Consider the following 16,932-nt stretch of genomic DNA (forward strand, 5'->3'; position numbering starts at 1 on the left):
AATGCGAAAACAGAATTTCCTGAAGTAATGCTCTCAATAAGTGAATGGCTTGGCATCAAAGAAAAAAATAATATTAGAGATCTAGAACAATACCTGACTTGTAGTTGGAACTACTACGATGAAAATAACCAATTGATTGTAATAGTCTACCGTTATGATCCTCCTTTAGAGAAAAAACAGTTTAAACCATTTGATGTTAAAAAACAAAGATTCAAAGAGCCAGAGATAAGGCCACTCTACAACATTCCGGGTATTTTAAAGTCCAATAAGGTTATTCTGGTTGAAGGAGAAAAATGCGCAGAAGCACTTATAGAGAAAGGAATAACTGCAACAACAGCAATGTTTGGAGCAAATGCGCCTATTGATAAAACAGATTGGACTCCGCTTAAGGGCAAGCATATTATTATTTGGCCAGACAATGATGAAGCAGGTAATAAATATGCCAAAAACGCTGAAAAGAAACTTTTAGAACTTGGTGTTGCATCACTTGCTACGCTTAAGATTCCACCGGATAAACCAAAGAGTTGGGATGCTGCTGATTGTGTGTTAGAGGGAATAAATATTGAAGAATTTATCGAAAAAAACTCAAGAAAAATAATTATTAAACCACCATTTGATATTTTCAGCTGGAGCGTAGAGCGTTTTGTAGGACCGGTACCAAAACAAAAATTTCTTGTTGATGGATTATTTCCTTTGGGTGTCACATCTATTTTGGCTGCAATGGGAGATACAGGCAAAGGTATGCTTCTTCTTGACCTAGCCCTCAAGGTTGCAGGTAGCATAGATCAGGTGTGTGGATTTGGCCCACTTGTTACTGAACACGGATCTGTGGTGGTATTTTCCGCAGAGGATGATACAAATGAAATACATCGTCGCTTAGAACGACTCGATCCAAAATGCGAGAGATTAAAATATAAAGATAGGCTATTTATTGTACCACTGCCAAATATAGGAGGATCATTTACCATACTTAAGAATGTTCGCGGTAAAGTTGTAGAAATATCTCCAGAATTTGAGTCGGTAATGAAGCAGCTGAGCAGAATAAAGGATTTAAAGCTCATTATATTTGATCCCCTTGCTTCTTTCATTCATGCAGATTTAAATGCTGACCCAGCAGTAGGGGATTATCTCATGTGTTTATTATCTGATTTAGCATGTAGCACTGGAGCTTCAATAATTACTGCCCATCATATGAGGAAATTAAAGGGAGAAAAACCTATATCAACCGTAGAGCAAGCACGAGATGCTATTCGAGGCACTTCTGCTCTCGTAAATGGAGTCAGGTGTTCTTTTGCTTTTTGGCCTGTTGAAGATATGACTAAACCAATGATTTTTAGGTCAATTGGAAAAATCCCAAGACAAAATGCACTATTTTATGGAGCTGTTGTTAAAGCAAATGGCCTGGCTGATCGTACTATACGTACTTATCTAAGAAATGAAGAAACAGGGCTATTAGAAGACATCACTGAACAATTAAAAGCTCAAAATATTAGCGATAAAGATCTTAAAATATATCTTATTGATTCAATTGCGCGAGCTGCTAGTTCAGGACATCCATTTACTCATACAGGAAGTGCAGGAATACATAAACAACGACATAGACTGCCTGAGATTTTTCATAGTATGGGAAGGGATAGATTAGAGCGTATAGTGCAAGAGCTTTTACAGGCAAAGCAAATAGTTAAAGGAATGGCTAATGGCTCAAAAGAGGATAAATGGCTTGATGTAAAAACAGGACCATTTGCACGTGGGGTGGGAAAATTTATTCATGGAGCTGAAAAAAACTATTTTTGATAACAAAAAACTCTATTTTTTTATAGTCAAAGTAAAAGGGTTAATCCGATAACCATGTGATAATCTTTGCCAACCAAGTGTTTGTATTACATCATCACGTTCAATACTTAATCCTAATTTCTCAGCCAATGTAGCTTTGATCGTTTTTTGCATCTTGTTTAATGGTTTTCTGATTTGCTGTTCTAAGTCTGCTTCTAAACTAAGTCCCAAGAGTTTTTCTAACTGATTAATATTGAGAAGTGTATGTTTTTCAGGTGGTAATTCTTTCTCACAGTCATGTAAAAATTGCTTGAACAATATTCGAAAAATATTAAGACATGATACAGCTTTTTTATTTATAACTTCAACGCTATTAACATATACCATACCTTTAACTACCTGTAACTCCAAAAGCTTTGTTGGTACAATTGGTTCAACACGTTTAAGCGAAATATATGAAGCTGGTAAAACTTGCAAAGAAGTATTTTCTACTACCTTTGGTACTCCTCTTTTAGCTGCCTCTTGGAATATCTCAGTTAAAGTCTTAAGCTGACAAAACAGTTCTACCATTGGCACTATATATAGGCTCAATAATAGATTCGGTATATCTTTTTTTAGGGTGATGAGAACTGTCGTATGGACTCTAAGTTTATCTATGGTTAAAAATATTGCATCAGTACAAAAATCAAGGATTATTAGATTTACAATGCGACCTTGATTACAAATATAATAAACTCCTTTTTCCACTTTTTCCCACATAAGTCTTGAATCATTCAACTCGGTTTCAAACCAGTCTATGATTTTCTCTATATTTAAGTATATGGATAAGAGATGAAATCTCTGTTTTTGATAAGTATTAGGTAAAATATGACGAGAACAGTTTTCACAAATAGCGTCATCACATGCTTCATCAAAGTCTGAATCGATGAAAATCTCATTGCTACAACTTGGATCAACTACATTTGGCCAATCAAGATGGTCTTCTTCACGAGAGCAAACAATATAGTACCTTTCTTGCATTTTTATCAATCCAAGATCGAGTAAGTACCTTGCTGCTTTAATATGATTTTGACTTGGATTAATCCAAGAACTATTTGAACTTAAAAGATCAGCAATTTGCTCGTGAAAGGATTTTAAGACCATAAGATTGTTCCATATGTTTCTTCAGGTCCTCTCTTTCTTTTTTATTGAGCGGATGCTCTGAATAATAAATTTCCCCACTTGATTTGAAAGAAAATGTTACCTTTTTGTTTTGGAACATTACTTTAGCTGATTGAATAGATTGTAGTATGTTGCCAATAGATGGCTTTAAAATATGTAACTCTGGTGCAATAGGATCATACGGCTTTACACTTAAAGTAAGATATGTATTACTATTTTTAAAATAATCTGACTTAAAATTTAACTCAAATATACAAATATCAGGATCAGAACCCTCTATACATGCTTGAAGAAATTTATGCACTTGTAGTGGAAAGTTCTTATCTTGTATATTTACAAAAGTACATTCACAGTTAAAATAACCACTTGCAATACTATTTGCTATTTCCACAGCTTTATTAGTATTTTTAGCACAGAGATTAACCTTTGTACCATCAAGCGAAAAATCTAAAATCATCCACTCAGGTTTATGACCATGAACAACTTTGTTTGAATTAAGCAGTAAATCCATGTCACTTCCTCGACGTACAAACATATATATTCGATCTTGATGATGGAAAAAACCCTGCAACTGGTCATCATCCTTAAGTATCTGCTCTACGGCTTCTTGTGACATAAATTCCTTAAATGAAGTATTTATTTGTCTTGGTGGTTTCTGTAGAGCAAATGATATGAAACCTTTCTTTTGCACTTTATCAAAGTGATAAACAGATTTTAGAAGTTTGCAATTTATGTGAAATAGTAAAAACAATAAGGATCTTTTATCATACTTGGTATTATTTTTTATCAGATACGATCTCATTAACTTCTCAGTCAGAGCAAATCTTGCTACTTCACTAACTGTAGCCTCAAGTTTTGTACGATCAAAGTAGCTAATGAGATAATAGTTAAAAAGAGAGTCAGAGTAACTGGTAAGTATCTTACGTTTTTGTTGAGTAGACCTATCATCGTAGTCTCCATCTTGAAAAAGCTGCCCATTTAAATGACTTTTAAAGCAATGCTGAAAAATGATGCTCAGTTGTTTACCAGAAAGAGAATCTAACCAAGACTGACGTATCTTTGAATCTTGAAAGCGATCTAGTAAAAGATTAACCGGAACTTCTAAATCACTTTCCCAGAATTCGTAACTTGGATGAATATTCATAACAGATTAAATAAGCCATGTTATACATAATATGACAATTCAAGAAAAGATTTTTTGGACATAATTTTTTCAAATCTTGTATATTTAATTAAGGAGAATTTGTGTGAACTAGATAGCTTTCTTAAATAAGGTGTGCATTGGTTTAGTTTAATAGAAGTCTCCTGAAAAAATTCACAGGAAGAAAAACATGCAAAAAGGGGAATTAACTATTAATTGCCGTTATGAACCTCACAGATTGGCGAGTACATATTTGGCAAATGCTTATGAACAATTATTGAAATATAAAATAAAGGAGGTAGAAGAAAATGACAACCGTAAGCTTGTATGCAAGAGTTTCATCAAGACAACAGGCACAGGAGAATACAATAGAGAGTCAGATTGTAGAGTTGGAGCGTCGCATTGGTAGTGATGAACATGAGTTATTAGATGAGCACAGGTTTGTTGACAATGGCTACAGTGGATCAAACTTAGAACGTCCTGGCTTAGAAAATTTACGTGATAGAGTAACAGAAGGTAAGATTGATAAGATATACATTCATTCACCTGATCGGCTATCACGTAAATCTGCATACCAAGCGCTCTTACTCGAAGAGTTTAGAAAAGCAGGATCAGAGGTTATTTTCTTAAATCATAAATTTGAGGATAACCCAGAATCTAATATGTTTTTAGGAATTCAAGGATTAGTAGCAGAGTATGAACGTGCAAAAATTATGGAACGTAATCGCAGGGGAAAACTTCACGCAGCTAAAATTGGCCGTATAAGCGTAATGAGTAATGCACCTTATGGTTATCGCTACATAGCAAAACACGTAGGTGAAGGAAGTGCTCAGTTTGAAATTAATCAAGAAGAAGCAGATGTAGTACGCAAAATATTTAATTGGGTTGGTCAAGAAAGAATAAGCATCAATGAAGTTATACGTAGACTTAGCGAGATATCGGTAATAACACAAACAGGAAAGGAGCGTTGGAAAAGAAGTACTATCTGGAAGATGTTAAGAAATCCTGCTTATATAGGACGAGCAGCTTATGGTAAAACTAAGGCATGCTCGAAGCCACAAGTGAGGAAATCAAAAAAAGGAACTTGTGGTAAACTTAAAAATGGTCATTTTAGTAATGACAAAGAGAACTGGATTTACGTTCCAGTGCCAAAAATAATCAGTGATAATTTATTTGATTCAGTGCAAGCACAACTAGCTGAAAATAGACAAAGGGCAAGAGCCAGGGAAAGAAAAGAAACGTTTTTGTTGCGGAGTTTGATGGTATGTCAGCGTTGCCAATATACTTATTGTGGTGCATATAGTAGAAATAAACGTTATTCTTACTACCGTTGTTCTGGTTCCAGGTTTAATGGCAACAGAATATGTGACAACAAATCAATACGTACTGATGTACTCGATACAGTTATATGGGAAGAAGTTAAGAGTATATTAAAAGAGCCAGATAGGATTGCAAATGAATATCAACGTAGATTTTTAGAGAACAAAAAACCTCTACATAATCAAACACATGAAAAGCAAGAAAGTAAGCTAAGATTAAGTATCAAAAAATTTATTGATAGCTATGCCAAAGGGTTTATAAGCCAAGAAGAATTTGAGCCAAGAATTACAACAATGAAACAGCATTTGAAAGAAATTGAAGAGGAGAAAGAAAAAGTACTTGATCAAAAGAAATTACAACAAGAATTGAGCCTTGTTACAGATAGCTTGAAAAACTTTTCCTCAAGCGTTGAGTCAAAGCTTGATCAAGTAGATTGGCAAACTAAGCAAAATATTATTAGAATGTTAGTTCATCAAATTGAAATCAACCACAATCACTTATACATAGTATTTCGCATAAAAAGTCTTGCAAATTTTGATCAAAATGGGCATAATAGAATTATGCAATGTTGTACTAGTTGTACAGACACTGGGATCTCATTTCTTAATTTCACAATATAAATCATTCCAAATTGCACCTATTTGCAAGTATATAAATATAATAATTTTGCATAAAAACTTAGATCCCAGTGTCACGCACTGGGATGACAAGAGGGGGTATTGGGATGACAAAAAAGTGCACTGGGATGACAAGAGAGGGTATTGGGATGACAGAGGATAATGTAAAAACTCTAATTGTAAATTTAAGTCGACTATAGTCAAAAACAAAAAAGGATGTTACTCATTGAGTAACATCCTTTTAGAGAAGGTGAGTGGTTTTGCTTAGTTCATTTTCACTTTCACATCTGCAGGATGATGAACTCTATTCTCATCTACTTTTGTAGAAGGCAATTGTGATGCTAGACGGTCTAGTGCTTTCATAGCTTCATCAAGCTTCAATTCTTCTATCGAAAGACTTTGTCCCTTTGGCGTAGAAGAACCAGAGCCCATTCCACTATCATCACTATTTAGAGAATTACTTCTAGGTTGCTTTGACAAATAAATAGGATTCTCAACAAAATCCAAGTCTCTATCTTCCATTCCCGTAGTTTTTTCTGACTTTTTGCCACTTTTGAAAGGTGATGAAACCTTATCCCAAAGTGAAGTAGCTGTTTTCACTTCTTTATAGTTTGCAGGATTTAACAACTCCGCTTCGCTGCTAATAGTACTGTCAGTCCTTACAGAATCTAGTGAATTGCTTCTTGGTAAGCTGTTAGATAGCATTGAACCTCTTCTGCTTTCACCATGCCTTTTTGCCACTCCATTAAGCTTTTCCACAACACTAGAAAGTTTGTGCTCTGTTTTGCATTCTCCAATAACCTTCTTAATTTCATTGTGATGTTCAGAGAAAATTTGATAGAGATTGTTATCATTTTGAGCCAACAAATTTTGCAACTTCTTATCGCTTAACTTATTGACAAAATCTATTTGCTGTTTCAACCGGTTGATCAACTGGTCCTTTTTGGCACTTTGTTGACCATCAACAGAGTAAGCTTTCTCTAATATTTTTTCTCCCAGTTTAGAAAATATTTCCTTAGTTAAAGCAGAGCTATTCACGGCTTTGTCTTCAAAAACCTCCTTAACGAACATTTCCTTTACACTATTGAAATTACTTGTTTCTTCTTCTGTTCTCAAAACAACAGTTTCGCTCTTGTTACCTGCTGAATATGGGATGCTGTCTAAACTAGACATACTTTCGCTTAAATTACTTAAACTGCGCCCCATTTTTCCTAACGTAGCACCAGTTCCCTCTCTTGTTGCTCGTCCCACAGAACTTATAGCTCCTTTTACTGAATGATAACCTTCTCTTGCTTTTTCTGCAGTATATACTGACGCGTTCTTAACTTTCCCAGCAGTATATTTCGCCCCATCAACTGTTTTTTCTGCTGACCACTCGAGCCCTTTATATCCAAATTGAACTGCTTTTACGGAGAAAAATAAAGCAAGACCAATCATTGCACCTGTTGCAGCAAGTGGTACAGCAGCTAACAAAAGTGGTAATGCTGTTGCAAGTAACCCACCTGCTGCACTTACTGCAAGAATCTGCTTTTCTGCAGGCCACATAGAGAAATCTTTTATTGACTGTTTTAGTAATCCAAAAAGTTTATTTTGTTGAGCTTGTGAATTATCAATAAGCTCTGCATTTGATGGATCTTGTATCATTTTATTTAAATCAAGACTACCTTCTGGTTGATTTTCTTGAGTTTCAACAGAACTTGAATTTATTTTATTATCTAGCATTTTAAACCTCACTATTAATTAAATATATTCATATTGTACACCCTCGATTCTTAAGTTAGTGTTAATTTGGCTGTTAATGTTCATTTGTCTTTGAATAATTCTGCTTGACGTGTTTTTTGGAAGCGTAGAAAATTAGGTCAAGAAGCCGGAGTATTTATGAGGTGCATAAAAAGGGCACTCATCTTTTTGGCTGTTATAACTTTAATAATAATAGCTTTACTATTTAGGTATAATTCCCATTTTCACGAAGACGTAGTGCACTTAAAGAGTGACAACAAAGAATTCAAAAAAAAGCCAGAAAATTCTATAGAGTCGACCATACTACATAGAGAAAAGGAAGTGTACGATCATGTTTTCCATCCTGATGATTAATTTGTAAATAAAATAGCAATTTATGTTTGCATTTTCTTATTAAAGAAGTAATATTAGCGTATTAATTATAGAATCAATCATTATGTTTGATGAGAATAATCCTTGGAATTTGGGAAAGAAACCGGTAGGGAACAAAACTCCTAATAATGAAGATATTTTAAGTAAAGCTGTATCTGATGTAAGATTCTTTCTTAATGGATTAACCAGAAACAGGGGCAAAAAACCTTATTTCATCATTTTCATTATTTTACTGTTCTATGCTTGCACTGGCTTTTATATTGTCCATCCTAGTGAGGAAAGTATAGAACTTACCTTTGGTAAATATTCTAATACAGAAACACCTGGTTTGCGTTATCACTTCCCCTACCCTATTGGCAAGGTTTTTAAAGTGAACGTTAAGGAAGTAAATCGTGAAGAAATTGGGGTAAGTAGTTCTTATGGGCGAGATACAGATCGCGGTGAAGGTGTGATGCTAACTGGAGATGAAAATATAGTCAACGTTAACTTCGAGGTTCAGTGGCGCGTTAGAGATGCTAAGGACTATTTATTCAAAGTGCGGGATTACAAACCCGGTTTTAGTGTTAAAAATGCTGCTGAAAGTGCCATGAGAGAAATAATAGGTAAAAACACGATCTCTTTTGCACTTGGTCAAGGCAGACCAGAAATTTCTAGAGATACTAGAATTCTATTGCAGCAGATTCTTGATGGATACCAAATGGGCATAGAGATTTTATCTGTTCAAATGAAAAAAATTGATCCACCAGAAAAAGTAATCAGTTCGTTTAGAGATGTACAAAGTGCTCGTGCAGACAAAGAGCGTACTATAAACGAAGCATATGCTTATAATAATGATATTATACCTCGAGCAAAGGGTGAAGCGATAAAGATAAAATTAGATGCAGAGGCATATGAGAATGAAGTAATAAATGAAGCAAAAGGTAATGCAAATCGCTTTTTATCTCTTTATGAGGAATATAGACAGAATCCTTCTCTCGTTAAGAATCGTATTTATCTTGAAACTATGGAAAATATTTTCAGTAAGGTAGACAAAGTTGTTGTAACTGATGATCTGAAAGGTATGTTTTCTTATTTACCTCTTACAAATTTAGGGAAATAACCATGAGTAGTAATATTAAAATTGTTTTTGTTTCTGTATTTGTTGTTTTATTGATTGTTTTATTTAATTCAATATTTGTTGTGCAAGAAACAAAGCAAGCGATAGTTATACAACTCGGTAAAGTTGTAAGAGATGTTAGGGAAAGTGGCTTATATTTTAAGTTACCATTCATAAATAGTGTAGAGTTTCTTGATAAAAGAGTTTTAGATTTAAGTCCTGATAAGATCCCAAGGGAAGTGATAACAGCGGATCAAAAACGTATTATAGTAGATGCGTATGCAAAATATAAAATAACAAATCCTGTTACTTTTTACCAGGCTGTGAGGAATGAATCAGGGCTAGTTAGAAGATTGTATCCGGTTATAGAAGCACACATAAGAGAAAATATAGGCAGATTTTCGTTGATTAGTTTGTTGAACGAAAAAAGATCAGAGGTTATGCAATTGATTCAGCGTGGAGTTTATTCTGAAGCTGAAAAATTTGGCATAGAAATAATAGACGTAAGAATTAAGAGAGCAGATTTACCAGAAGAAAATAGTTCTGCAATATTTCGCCGTATGCAAACTGAAAGGGAAAAAGAAGCAAAAGAAATTAGAGCAGAAGGAGAGCAAGCTGGGCAGGAAGTTAGATCAAAAGCTGATAAATTAAAAAGGGAAATTATCTCCAGTGCAGTAAAAGAATCATATGAAATAAGGGGCCGTGGTTATGCTGAAGCAACTAGAATTTATAATGAGGCATTTAAGGTTGATGAAGAGTTTTTTAACTTTTATCGCTCTATGAGCGCTTACAGTAAATCATTTGCCGAAAATAATACTAAATTTGTACTTTCACCAAACAATAACTTTTTAGATATTTTAAATAAAGGATGGAAATAATTTATGAAAAGTAAGGCATTGATTTTATCTATATTTGCATATTTTCTAATTGCGTTTTCTTCATACGCTAATATGTTTGATTGGAATGCAAAAAAGGTCGTTGATGCTAGCACTACTGCATGTAACTGTAATCAAGGACTTGCCGATTTAGTGGAAGAACTCATTCCTGCGGTTGTAAATATTTCAAGCGAACAAATAATCAAACAAGAAAGTAACAATAGAACTAAAATCCCTTTTATGCCAAGAAATAATTTCTTTGATGATTTTAGAGAATTTTTTGAGCATTTTGATCAGTTTTTTATGGATAGGGGCCCTAGTGTTAACAGAGAGGTGGTGTTGCTTGGTTCTGGGTTTATTATAGATAAAGGTGGAACTATAGTAACCAATTATCACGTTATTAAAAACGCCCAAGATATCACAGTTAATATGAACGATAATACTTATTTCAAAGCAGAAGTTTTAGGCTATGATGCAAGAACTGATCTTGCTGTGCTTAAGGTTCATTCTAATAAAGATCTTCCTTTTGTTGCATTTGGTAATTCTGATACAGCAAGGGTTGGCGATACAGTTATTGCAATAGGTAACCCATTTGGTTTGGGTAGCTCTGTAAGCACAGGAATTATATCTGCAAGGTCCAGAGACATTAGTATCGGCACTATGAATGAATTTATTCAAACTGATGCTGCAATTAATAGAGGCAACTCTGGAGGGCCATTATTTGATTTAAATGGAAAAGTTATAGGCATTAACACCGCTATCTATTCCCCATCTGAGTCTGGCGGTAACGTGGGTATAGGCTTTGCTATACCATCTAATTTAGCTATGTCAATTATTGACACATTAAAAAGTGGCAAAAAAATAAAACATGGTTGGCTTGGTGTGCAAGTTCAGCCTATAACGAAAGAATTTGCTGAGTCTTTGGGTTTAAAAGATACAAAAGGTGCACTGGTTGCAAGTATAGTAAAGGATAGCCCTGCAGAAAAAGGTGGAATTAAGGTGGGTGACATATTATTAGAATTTGATGATAAAAAAATTGATAGAATGACACAACTGCCTCAAATGGTTTCAAGAACTGAACCTGGAAAAAAAGCACAAATTAAGTTACTTAGAAAGGGCAAAGAGGTCAACATTAAGGTTGTGATTGACGAATCTGCAAATGATGGTCAAGGTAATAATCGAGAAGAAAATAAATCAACATCCGATTACATAACTGGTTTAACTGTTTCAAACCTGCCAAAAGAATCAAAAGAAAGTAATCCTACAAAAGGTGTGATAGTTACTAATGTAGATAGTAACAGTAATGCCACGCTGCGTGGTATTAAAAAAGGAGACATTATTATCCAATTAGATGAAACCGATATAGAAAATACTAATGATTTTCAAAAACAAGTTGATTCAGCAGTAAAGAAAAACGGTAAAGATTCAATAATGTTGCTCATTTACCGCAATGGAAATCAATTCTTTACTTCGATAAAGTTGAAGAAATAGCACTATAAAAAACCAAAGGATGTCATCCCAGTGCCCAGACACTGGGATCCAGAAAACTTCACTGTAATGAGCACATTGAGCCAGCTGTATAATAAAAACTGGATTCCAGTGTCAAGCACTGGAATGACACCGTCATAAAGGAACCAGTGTCAGCTACTTGTAAGAACATTCACTAAAATATAAATCATGAACTTCCTAAAATTCATTGAATTATGCTTTCAAACGGTGGTGCCGGGATGTGAATATAATGATTATCAGTATATAGAAGTCATAGCAGATAGGTTGGAAACAGCGAGCATTGGCGAAGTAAGGCGCATAATATTCAATATGCCTCCGCGTTCAATGAAGTCCATATGTGTAAGTGTTGCGTGGCCCGCATGGATACTGGGAAATCAGCCAACTGCAAGAATAATAGTTGCAAGTTATTCTCGGCTGCTCAGCGAAAAGCACTCGCTTGACACCAGGTGCATAATGCAATCTGATTGGTATAAAGAGCTGTTTCCAGAGGTAAAATTATCCAAAGACCAGAACACTAAATATAAATTCCAAACAGTGCAGAGAGGATACAGAATCGCAACATCTGTTGGAGGGACGTTAACCGGTGAAGGTGGTGATTTCATCATCGTGGATGATCCGCTTAACCCTACCCAAGCTTTGAGTGAAACGTTTAGAAAGCGTGCCACAAACTGGTTCGATCAGACTTTGGTAACGAGGCTCAACGATAGGAAAAAAGGAGTAATTGTGCTTGTTATGCACAGGCTGCACCTGGAAGACCTAACCGGGCACCTCTTATCTAAGCCAAAAAACATATGGCATCACATTTGTTTGCCAATGATTTCTGAAAAAGTGGAGATAATCGACTCAATTACGACACAAGAAAAAGGTTTATACTCAAGAGAAGAGAATGAGTTATTATATCCCCTGGAGGGAGGAAGAGAAGAAGTTGAGATGATAAAAGTTGAACTCGGGAGTTACGCTTTTGCTGCTCAATATCAACAAAACCCCCTGCCGCTTTCAAGTGGTATAATAAAACAAGAGTGGCTAAAGCGCTATAAAAATTTCCCTGATAATCCCTCACATGTAACTCAAAGCTGGGACACTGCAGTTTCAACAAACGATTCCAGCGACTTTAGCGTCTGCACCACCTGGGCAAAAATAGATAATAAATTCTATTTACTTGATGTATATCGAGCAAAGCTTGAGTACCCAAAGCTTAAAGAGCAAGTTCTGTCACTAGCTGCAAGATGGGCACCACATGCAATTTTGATCGAAGCAAAAACAAGTGGTCAGCAATTAACACAAGAGCTAAAGGCAAACAGCGATCTACCGATTATTGAAATAGTGCCATACAATGACAAACTCACTCGATTTTATCAAATTGTTCCGGTGATAGAGTCTGGTAGGGTTTTTCTGCCACAGCAAGCAGTATGGCTCAATGATTTTGAGTATGAGATTTTAATGTTCCCAGAAGCTCGCCACGATGATCAGGTGGACAGTACGGTACAATATTTACAATGGATGAGAAAAACTAACACCAGTGCTTTCAGGGTCAGGGGCTTTGGCCCCAACCCTAATAAAACACTTAGGTGGCTTAGAGCAGTGGATTAGACCTCATTGCTTCTAAGTTTTTTTGCGAGAGAGGGCTGCGGAGCATTCAGTGTTGTGGATATTGCCAAATTTTCCATACTCAATTCTAGAGAACGTTTTGGCAATCCTCCTTCAGTGTTCTTCTGATCAGAAGTAGATTGATTATTGTCAACATCAGTTGCATCCCCTGAAGAGATACCGCTGTCTTTATTATCTTCGGACTTCATCTTTTTAGCTTTTGATGTACGTTTAGCAGGCCATTGCTCTTTCGAAAACGACTTTACTTCCGAAGCATCATAATTACGGTCAATCCAGTGTCCACCTTCGCCTTTTGTAATTGAAATATATTCTAATGCGCTTTCATCGGGACAACAGGTTTTAATTGCTGCTTTAGGGGATAACCTATGTTCTCGCACCTGAAAATTTACCCATTCGTCCTTTTCAGATTTCACTGCCTTTTTGACGATGTTAATGTCGATATCTTTTATTTCTACTTTTCCCTCATACTCCTGACTAAAAAGTTCTTTTAAGTTAAGTAAGGCACCACGACTTATATTAGCAACAACTGTTGTTTCTTGGTTTTTCTCACAATTAGAAAGAAATTTAAATGGAAACTCATTGAGATCATAGGCCTCTTTCTTATTGACACAATACTCTTCTTTCGTTTTATCTATTACCTCCTGTAAATATTCTTTTACATCAACACTATCACCAATTAAACTAGCAATCTTCCCATTTTTTACAATAAAGTTAGTATGAGGAGGATCCAAAGCATAATTATTTAAGTTAAACCAATAAAGCAATGCTTCAAACAACTCTTGTTCTTCCTTTGAAAGTGATGAATCACTTACAATTTTTTCATAAGCCTCTTCAAAATCCTCATAAATCTTTTTACAATCCTCCTTTAAATTACTGCTTTGTAATGACCAATGGTTCGTTTGCTGAACCCAAGGGTTAACCTCTACTGGATTAGCACCTCTCCATGATGAAGGTCTACTCGGTTGCCATAACGAGGGTTCTGCACTTGGAGCCGGTGATGACCAAAAGCCTATTGGCTTAGACCAAGCACTAGTCCCTACTGGATTAGCACCTTTCCATGATGAAGGTTCACTCTGTGACCATAACGAGGGTCCTGGGATACTACCACTAGCTGTCGCAGCACCTAGATTTCCCCCTTTAGATGGCCCTGAAACACCATAACTAACTGCAGTATAACTCAGATGTGACCGTGGCGGGAATTCTTCACTCGGTCCATCTGGATCTACATGGTAATAAAGCAACCCTCCTTTTTCTTTTTCTGATCCTTGCCTGGGAGGCCCCTCTAATGCTCCATCCTGACTCCGCGTGGGAGACTCCAATTGTGCCTCACTTAGATATCCATTAGGCACTCTCACTTGCGACTGTGCAACAGAATCCTTAGGTTTCGGAGGTGACCCACCAATACCACTATCTCTGTCTCTTTGGTTGGGCGGTGTTCTTGAAGGCAACAATGCTTGCAAACGAAGCTCAGGGTCAATGGCCAGTTCATGGTCTTTGTTGATTACAGAGTTTTCTATTATTTTGGTTATCACACAGTGAGAAATTTCTTTATTAGAAAAGTCTATGCTATATATTCCATTACTTCCATTTAATGATAATTCTCCCTGAGTTCTACCATAAAGATCATTAAATACAGCATAATTAAATGCATAATTTAGTTCAAGAGCTTCTTCGTTTGTCAATACCCGCTTTCTTCCGCTATCTAATACAAGAGGTATAAGAATTGAGGCTTCTTTTCTATCTAAAGGGGAAGCACATACAAAGCCATATATTGTTACTCCTGTCGATTGACCAATAGATTCTACTATCATATCTTTAAATAACTTCACTCTATGATTAGTGCTACTGTCAACTCCAAGATACATACCTTCAAGCCATGTCTTATACCTTATTACACTATCAATAAAACGAGCGTCATCAAAAACGTCCTTGATATATACACTATTGCCTTCAACCTTCAGAGGCTTCTTAGGAGCATCCTCATATCTTTCTCTCATCTTTAATAAAAACTCACTCTCAAATTTCTTGCGTAATCCTTTATTATCAAATTCACCACGCCACAAATAACCTTTCCTGTCAGATGCACTAATGTTACAAGTTGGTGTAAAAGACAAGATTTAATGTGACAGACAAGAATTAACTGACAGAAGAATTGAGGTAGTCAAAACTAATATCAGGCTCTTGTTTAATGCTACCAATGTTTTTCTGAAAAGCAATATATTTACTATCAAAAAACGTTTGCATAGGTGTTTTGCCATAGCAATACTTACCCGAGTGAGGCCTTGTCTCATTATAAGAACGCAACCAATAATCAACATCAATCTGTAGATCTTCCAAAGAATTGTAGATTTTCTTTCTAAAGATAATATTGTAACACTCATCTTGCATGGTTCTATGAAATCTTTCACATATGCCATTGGTTTGTGGAGAGTTGGCTTTGGTTCTAGAATGATCGATATTTTCGATTCCCAAATATAACTGATAAGCGTGATTTTCTGGCTTGCCACAATACTCTGTACCCCTATCAGTTAGAATGCGTAATAATGGAATTTTCTGCTCATCAAAAAATGGAATAACTCTATCGTTGAGGAGGTCTGCAGCTGTAATAGCTGTTCTGTCCGTGTAAAGTTTAACCATTGCAACTCTCGAATAAGTATCAACAAAAGTCTGCTGATAAATTAGCCCTATACCTTTGATATTGCCCACATAATAGGTATCTTGAGAACCCAAATAACCTGGATGTTGTGTCTCAATTTCACCATGAGCTTCCCTTTGTTCTTTAACTTTTTCTAAAGCTGTAAGTTGTTCTTCAGTTAAAATGATTCCTTCTTAAGCTACTTTTGTCTCTAGCGCTTTAAGTCTCTTTTTGAGAGTTTCAAGGTCATTTCTTAGCCATACAGACCTTACTCCTCCCTGAGAAATTATTATACCTCTTTTTCTCAGTTCATTTGCAGCTCTTTCTTGCCCATATGCTGGAAATTCTGTTGCTATACCAATCACTGCTCTTTCTATATCGTCGGAAACTCTGTTCGCTAATAGCGGTTTTTTCTTACTTATTTCATGTAATGCTTCCTCTCCTCCATTTTCATATAACTCCTTAAACCGATAAAATGTATCTCTTGAGTATCCCATCACTTTGCATGCTTGAGATACATTTCCTAGTTGTTTTGCTAGCTCTAATAACCCTAGCTTTGGTTTTAGTATTTTTGTTTGTATTGTACTCATTTCTAACACTCCTTTCTTTTATTATTTTATAACTTACTTATTTTAAGTGTCAGATCAAGTACTATTTAATACACTAGTTGACAACCCAGAGAAACTTCAAGCTTTTGCTCGCAATATCTCTAATGAGCAGTTTAAAGAACTTTTGGATAATATAGGTGCAGAAGAGCTTAAAGACATCATTCACAAACTGCCTTACGAAAAAGTAACAGCTGTGATTAGTGATCTTGGCAATAAAGATCAGTCTAATGCTGTCATTGAGATGTTGAAAAAGAAATTTGAGGAACAAAATAAGAAACAAGAGGAAATGAAAGAAAAACTTGAAGAACTTAAGGAATTGCTGGAAGGTGATGATATAGTTAACCCCAATCAATTTAGCTATCAACATTCTTCTGTAGTAAATGAAGAGTATTACCTTAACAGTAATGATGCTTATACTGTTCAGGATTACTCCATATCTGTTTAGCAGATTACAGAAGATAATGAATAACATTATTT

At 35.5% G+C, this 16,932-nt stretch carries 13 protein-coding genes and 2 pseudogenes; 9 read left to right on the forward strand and 6 right to left on the reverse strand.

Annotation, left to right across the window (positions count from 1 at the left end; genetic code table 11):
• Nucleotides 1-27 precede the first annotated feature (27 nt).
• Nucleotides 28-1,794 carry an AAA family ATPase gene (locus tag ACE38O_RS00685; RefSeq protein ID WP_374699107.1) on the forward strand — a complete coding sequence of 589 codons (1,767 nt, stop codon included), beginning with the start codon at nucleotides 28-30 and terminating at the stop codon, nucleotides 1,792-1,794.
• A 12-nt stretch (nucleotides 1,795-1,806) separates the two neighbouring features.
• On the opposite strand, the gene ACE38O_RS00690 is transcribed toward ACE38O_RS00685, so the two are convergent.
• Both ACE38O_RS00690 and ACE38O_RS00695 read right to left on the reverse strand, forming a co-directional pair.
• A complete protein-coding gene (locus tag ACE38O_RS00690) occupies nucleotides 1,807-2,916 on the reverse strand; it encodes a hypothetical protein (protein ID WP_374698725.1) in 1,110 nt (369 codons plus the stop codon).
• Nucleotides 2,882-4,078, reverse strand: a complete 1,197-nt coding sequence (locus tag ACE38O_RS00695) for a hypothetical protein (RefSeq protein ID WP_374698726.1) — start codon at nucleotides 4,076-4,078, stop codon at nucleotides 2,882-2,884. The genes ACE38O_RS00690 and ACE38O_RS00695 overlap by 35 nt, the downstream gene beginning before the upstream one ends.
• A gap of 305 nt (nucleotides 4,079-4,383) precedes the next feature.
• Between ACE38O_RS00695 and ACE38O_RS00700 the strand changes: the two genes are divergently transcribed.
• On the forward strand, nucleotides 4,384-6,015 hold the full coding sequence (locus tag ACE38O_RS00700; RefSeq protein ID WP_374698727.1) for a recombinase family protein: 1,632 nt from the start codon (nucleotides 4,384-4,386) through the stop codon (nucleotides 6,013-6,015).
• On the opposite strand, the gene ACE38O_RS00705 is transcribed toward ACE38O_RS00700, so the two are convergent.
• Nucleotides 5,992-6,216 (reverse strand): hypothetical protein, encoded by a 225-nt coding sequence (locus tag ACE38O_RS00705; RefSeq protein WP_374698728.1) that lies wholly within the window; start codon nucleotides 6,214-6,216, stop codon nucleotides 5,992-5,994. The genes ACE38O_RS00700 and ACE38O_RS00705 overlap by 24 nt on opposite strands.
• 60 nt (nucleotides 6,217-6,276) lie before the next feature.
• Nucleotides 6,277-7,734, reverse strand: a complete 1,458-nt coding sequence (locus ACE38O_RS00710) for a hypothetical protein (RefSeq protein WP_374698729.1) — start codon at nucleotides 7,732-7,734, stop codon at nucleotides 6,277-6,279.
• A 156-nt stretch (nucleotides 7,735-7,890) separates the two neighbouring features.
• Between ACE38O_RS00710 and ACE38O_RS00715 the strand changes: the two genes are divergently transcribed.
• The 6 genes and pseudogenes from ACE38O_RS00715 to terL all read left to right on the forward strand — a co-directional run bounded on the left by ACE38O_RS00715 (nucleotide 7,891) and on the right by terL (nucleotide 13,194).
• Nucleotides 7,891-8,106: a hypothetical protein gene (locus ACE38O_RS00715; protein WP_264687826.1), complete on the forward strand. Its 216-nt coding sequence runs from the start codon at nucleotides 7,891-7,893 to the stop codon at nucleotides 8,104-8,106.
• An 82-nt stretch (nucleotides 8,107-8,188) separates the two neighbouring features.
• The gene (gene hflK, locus ACE38O_RS00720; protein ID WP_353282974.1) at nucleotides 8,189-9,223 is read left to right on the forward strand and encodes an FtsH protease activity modulator HflK; all 1,035 of its coding nucleotides are present in this window, start codon (nucleotides 8,189-8,191) and stop codon (nucleotides 9,221-9,223) included.
• 2 nt (nucleotides 9,224-9,225) lie between these two features.
• Nucleotides 9,226-10,098 carry a protease modulator HflC gene (hflC, locus tag ACE38O_RS00725; protein WP_010962867.1) on the forward strand — a complete coding sequence of 291 codons (873 nt, stop codon included), beginning with the start codon at nucleotides 9,226-9,228 and terminating at the stop codon, nucleotides 10,096-10,098.
• 3 nt (nucleotides 10,099-10,101) lie between these two features.
• On the forward strand, nucleotides 10,102-11,586 hold the full coding sequence (locus tag ACE38O_RS00730) for a DegQ family serine endoprotease (protein ID WP_374698730.1): 1,485 nt from the start codon (nucleotides 10,102-10,104) through the stop codon (nucleotides 11,584-11,586).
• 15 nt (nucleotides 11,587-11,601) lie between these two features.
• Nucleotides 11,602-11,715, forward strand: a pseudogene (locus ACE38O_RS00735) (WPE palindromic element domain-containing protein); the annotation flags it as partial.
• A gap of 57 nt (nucleotides 11,716-11,772) precedes the next feature.
• A complete protein-coding gene (gene terL / locus ACE38O_RS00740) occupies nucleotides 11,773-13,194 on the forward strand; it encodes a phage terminase large subunit (protein WP_374698731.1) in 1,422 nt (473 codons plus the stop codon).
• Here the strand turns inward: terL and ACE38O_RS00745 are convergent.
• Nucleotides 13,191-15,275 (reverse strand): hypothetical protein, encoded by a 2,085-nt coding sequence (locus ACE38O_RS00745; protein ID WP_374698732.1) that lies wholly within the window; start codon nucleotides 15,273-15,275, stop codon nucleotides 13,191-13,193. The genes terL and ACE38O_RS00745 overlap by 4 nt on opposite strands.
• A 73-nt stretch (nucleotides 15,276-15,348) precedes the next feature.
• Nucleotides 15,349-16,437: pseudogene (locus tag ACE38O_RS00750) on the reverse strand (IS481 family transposase).
• A gap of 46 nt (nucleotides 16,438-16,483) precedes the next feature.
• Between ACE38O_RS00750 and ACE38O_RS00755 the strand changes: the two are divergent.
• Entirely contained in the window at nucleotides 16,484-16,900 is a 417-nt protein-coding gene (locus ACE38O_RS00755; protein WP_374698733.1) for a hypothetical protein, read from the forward strand.
• The last annotated feature ends 32 nt before the right edge of the window (nucleotides 16,901-16,932 follow it).

It is taken from the genome of Wolbachia endosymbiont (group B) of Limnophora tigrina (assembly GCF_964263235.1).
In the GTDB taxonomy this organism is placed as follows: domain Bacteria; phylum Pseudomonadota; class Alphaproteobacteria; order Rickettsiales; family Anaplasmataceae; genus Wolbachia.

Excerpts from the sequence above, each read along its gene's own strand:
- ACE38O_RS00690 (WP_374698725.1), bottom strand. The coding sequence starts at position 2,916 with ATGGTCTTAAAATCCTTTCACGAGCAAATTGCTGATCTTTTAAGTTCA.
- hflK (WP_353282974.1), top strand. The coding sequence starts at position 8,189 with ATGTTTGATGAGAATAATCCTTGGAATTTGGGAAAGAAACCGGTAGGG.
- hflC (WP_010962867.1), top strand. The coding sequence starts at position 9,226 with ATGAGTAGTAATATTAAAATTGTTTTTGTTTCTGTATTTGTTGTTTTA.
- terL (WP_374698731.1), top strand. The coding sequence starts at position 11,773 with ATGAACTTCCTAAAATTCATTGAATTATGCTTTCAAACGGTGGTGCCG.
- ACE38O_RS00695 (WP_374698726.1), bottom strand. The coding sequence starts at position 4,078 with ATGAATATTCATCCAAGTTACGAATTCTGGGAAAGTGATTTAGAAGTT.
- ACE38O_RS00715 (WP_264687826.1), top strand. The coding sequence starts at position 7,891 with ATGAGGTGCATAAAAAGGGCACTCATCTTTTTGGCTGTTATAACTTTA.
- ACE38O_RS00730 (WP_374698730.1), top strand. The coding sequence starts at position 10,102 with ATGAAAAGTAAGGCATTGATTTTATCTATATTTGCATATTTTCTAATT.
- ACE38O_RS00700 (WP_374698727.1), top strand. The coding sequence starts at position 4,384 with ATGACAACCGTAAGCTTGTATGCAAGAGTTTCATCAAGACAACAGGCA.
- ACE38O_RS00685 (WP_374699107.1), top strand. The coding sequence starts at position 28 with ATGCTCTCAATAAGTGAATGGCTTGGCATCAAAGAAAAAAATAATATT.
- ACE38O_RS00710 (WP_374698729.1), bottom strand. The coding sequence starts at position 7,734 with ATGCTAGATAATAAAATAAATTCAAGTTCTGTTGAAACTCAAGAAAAT.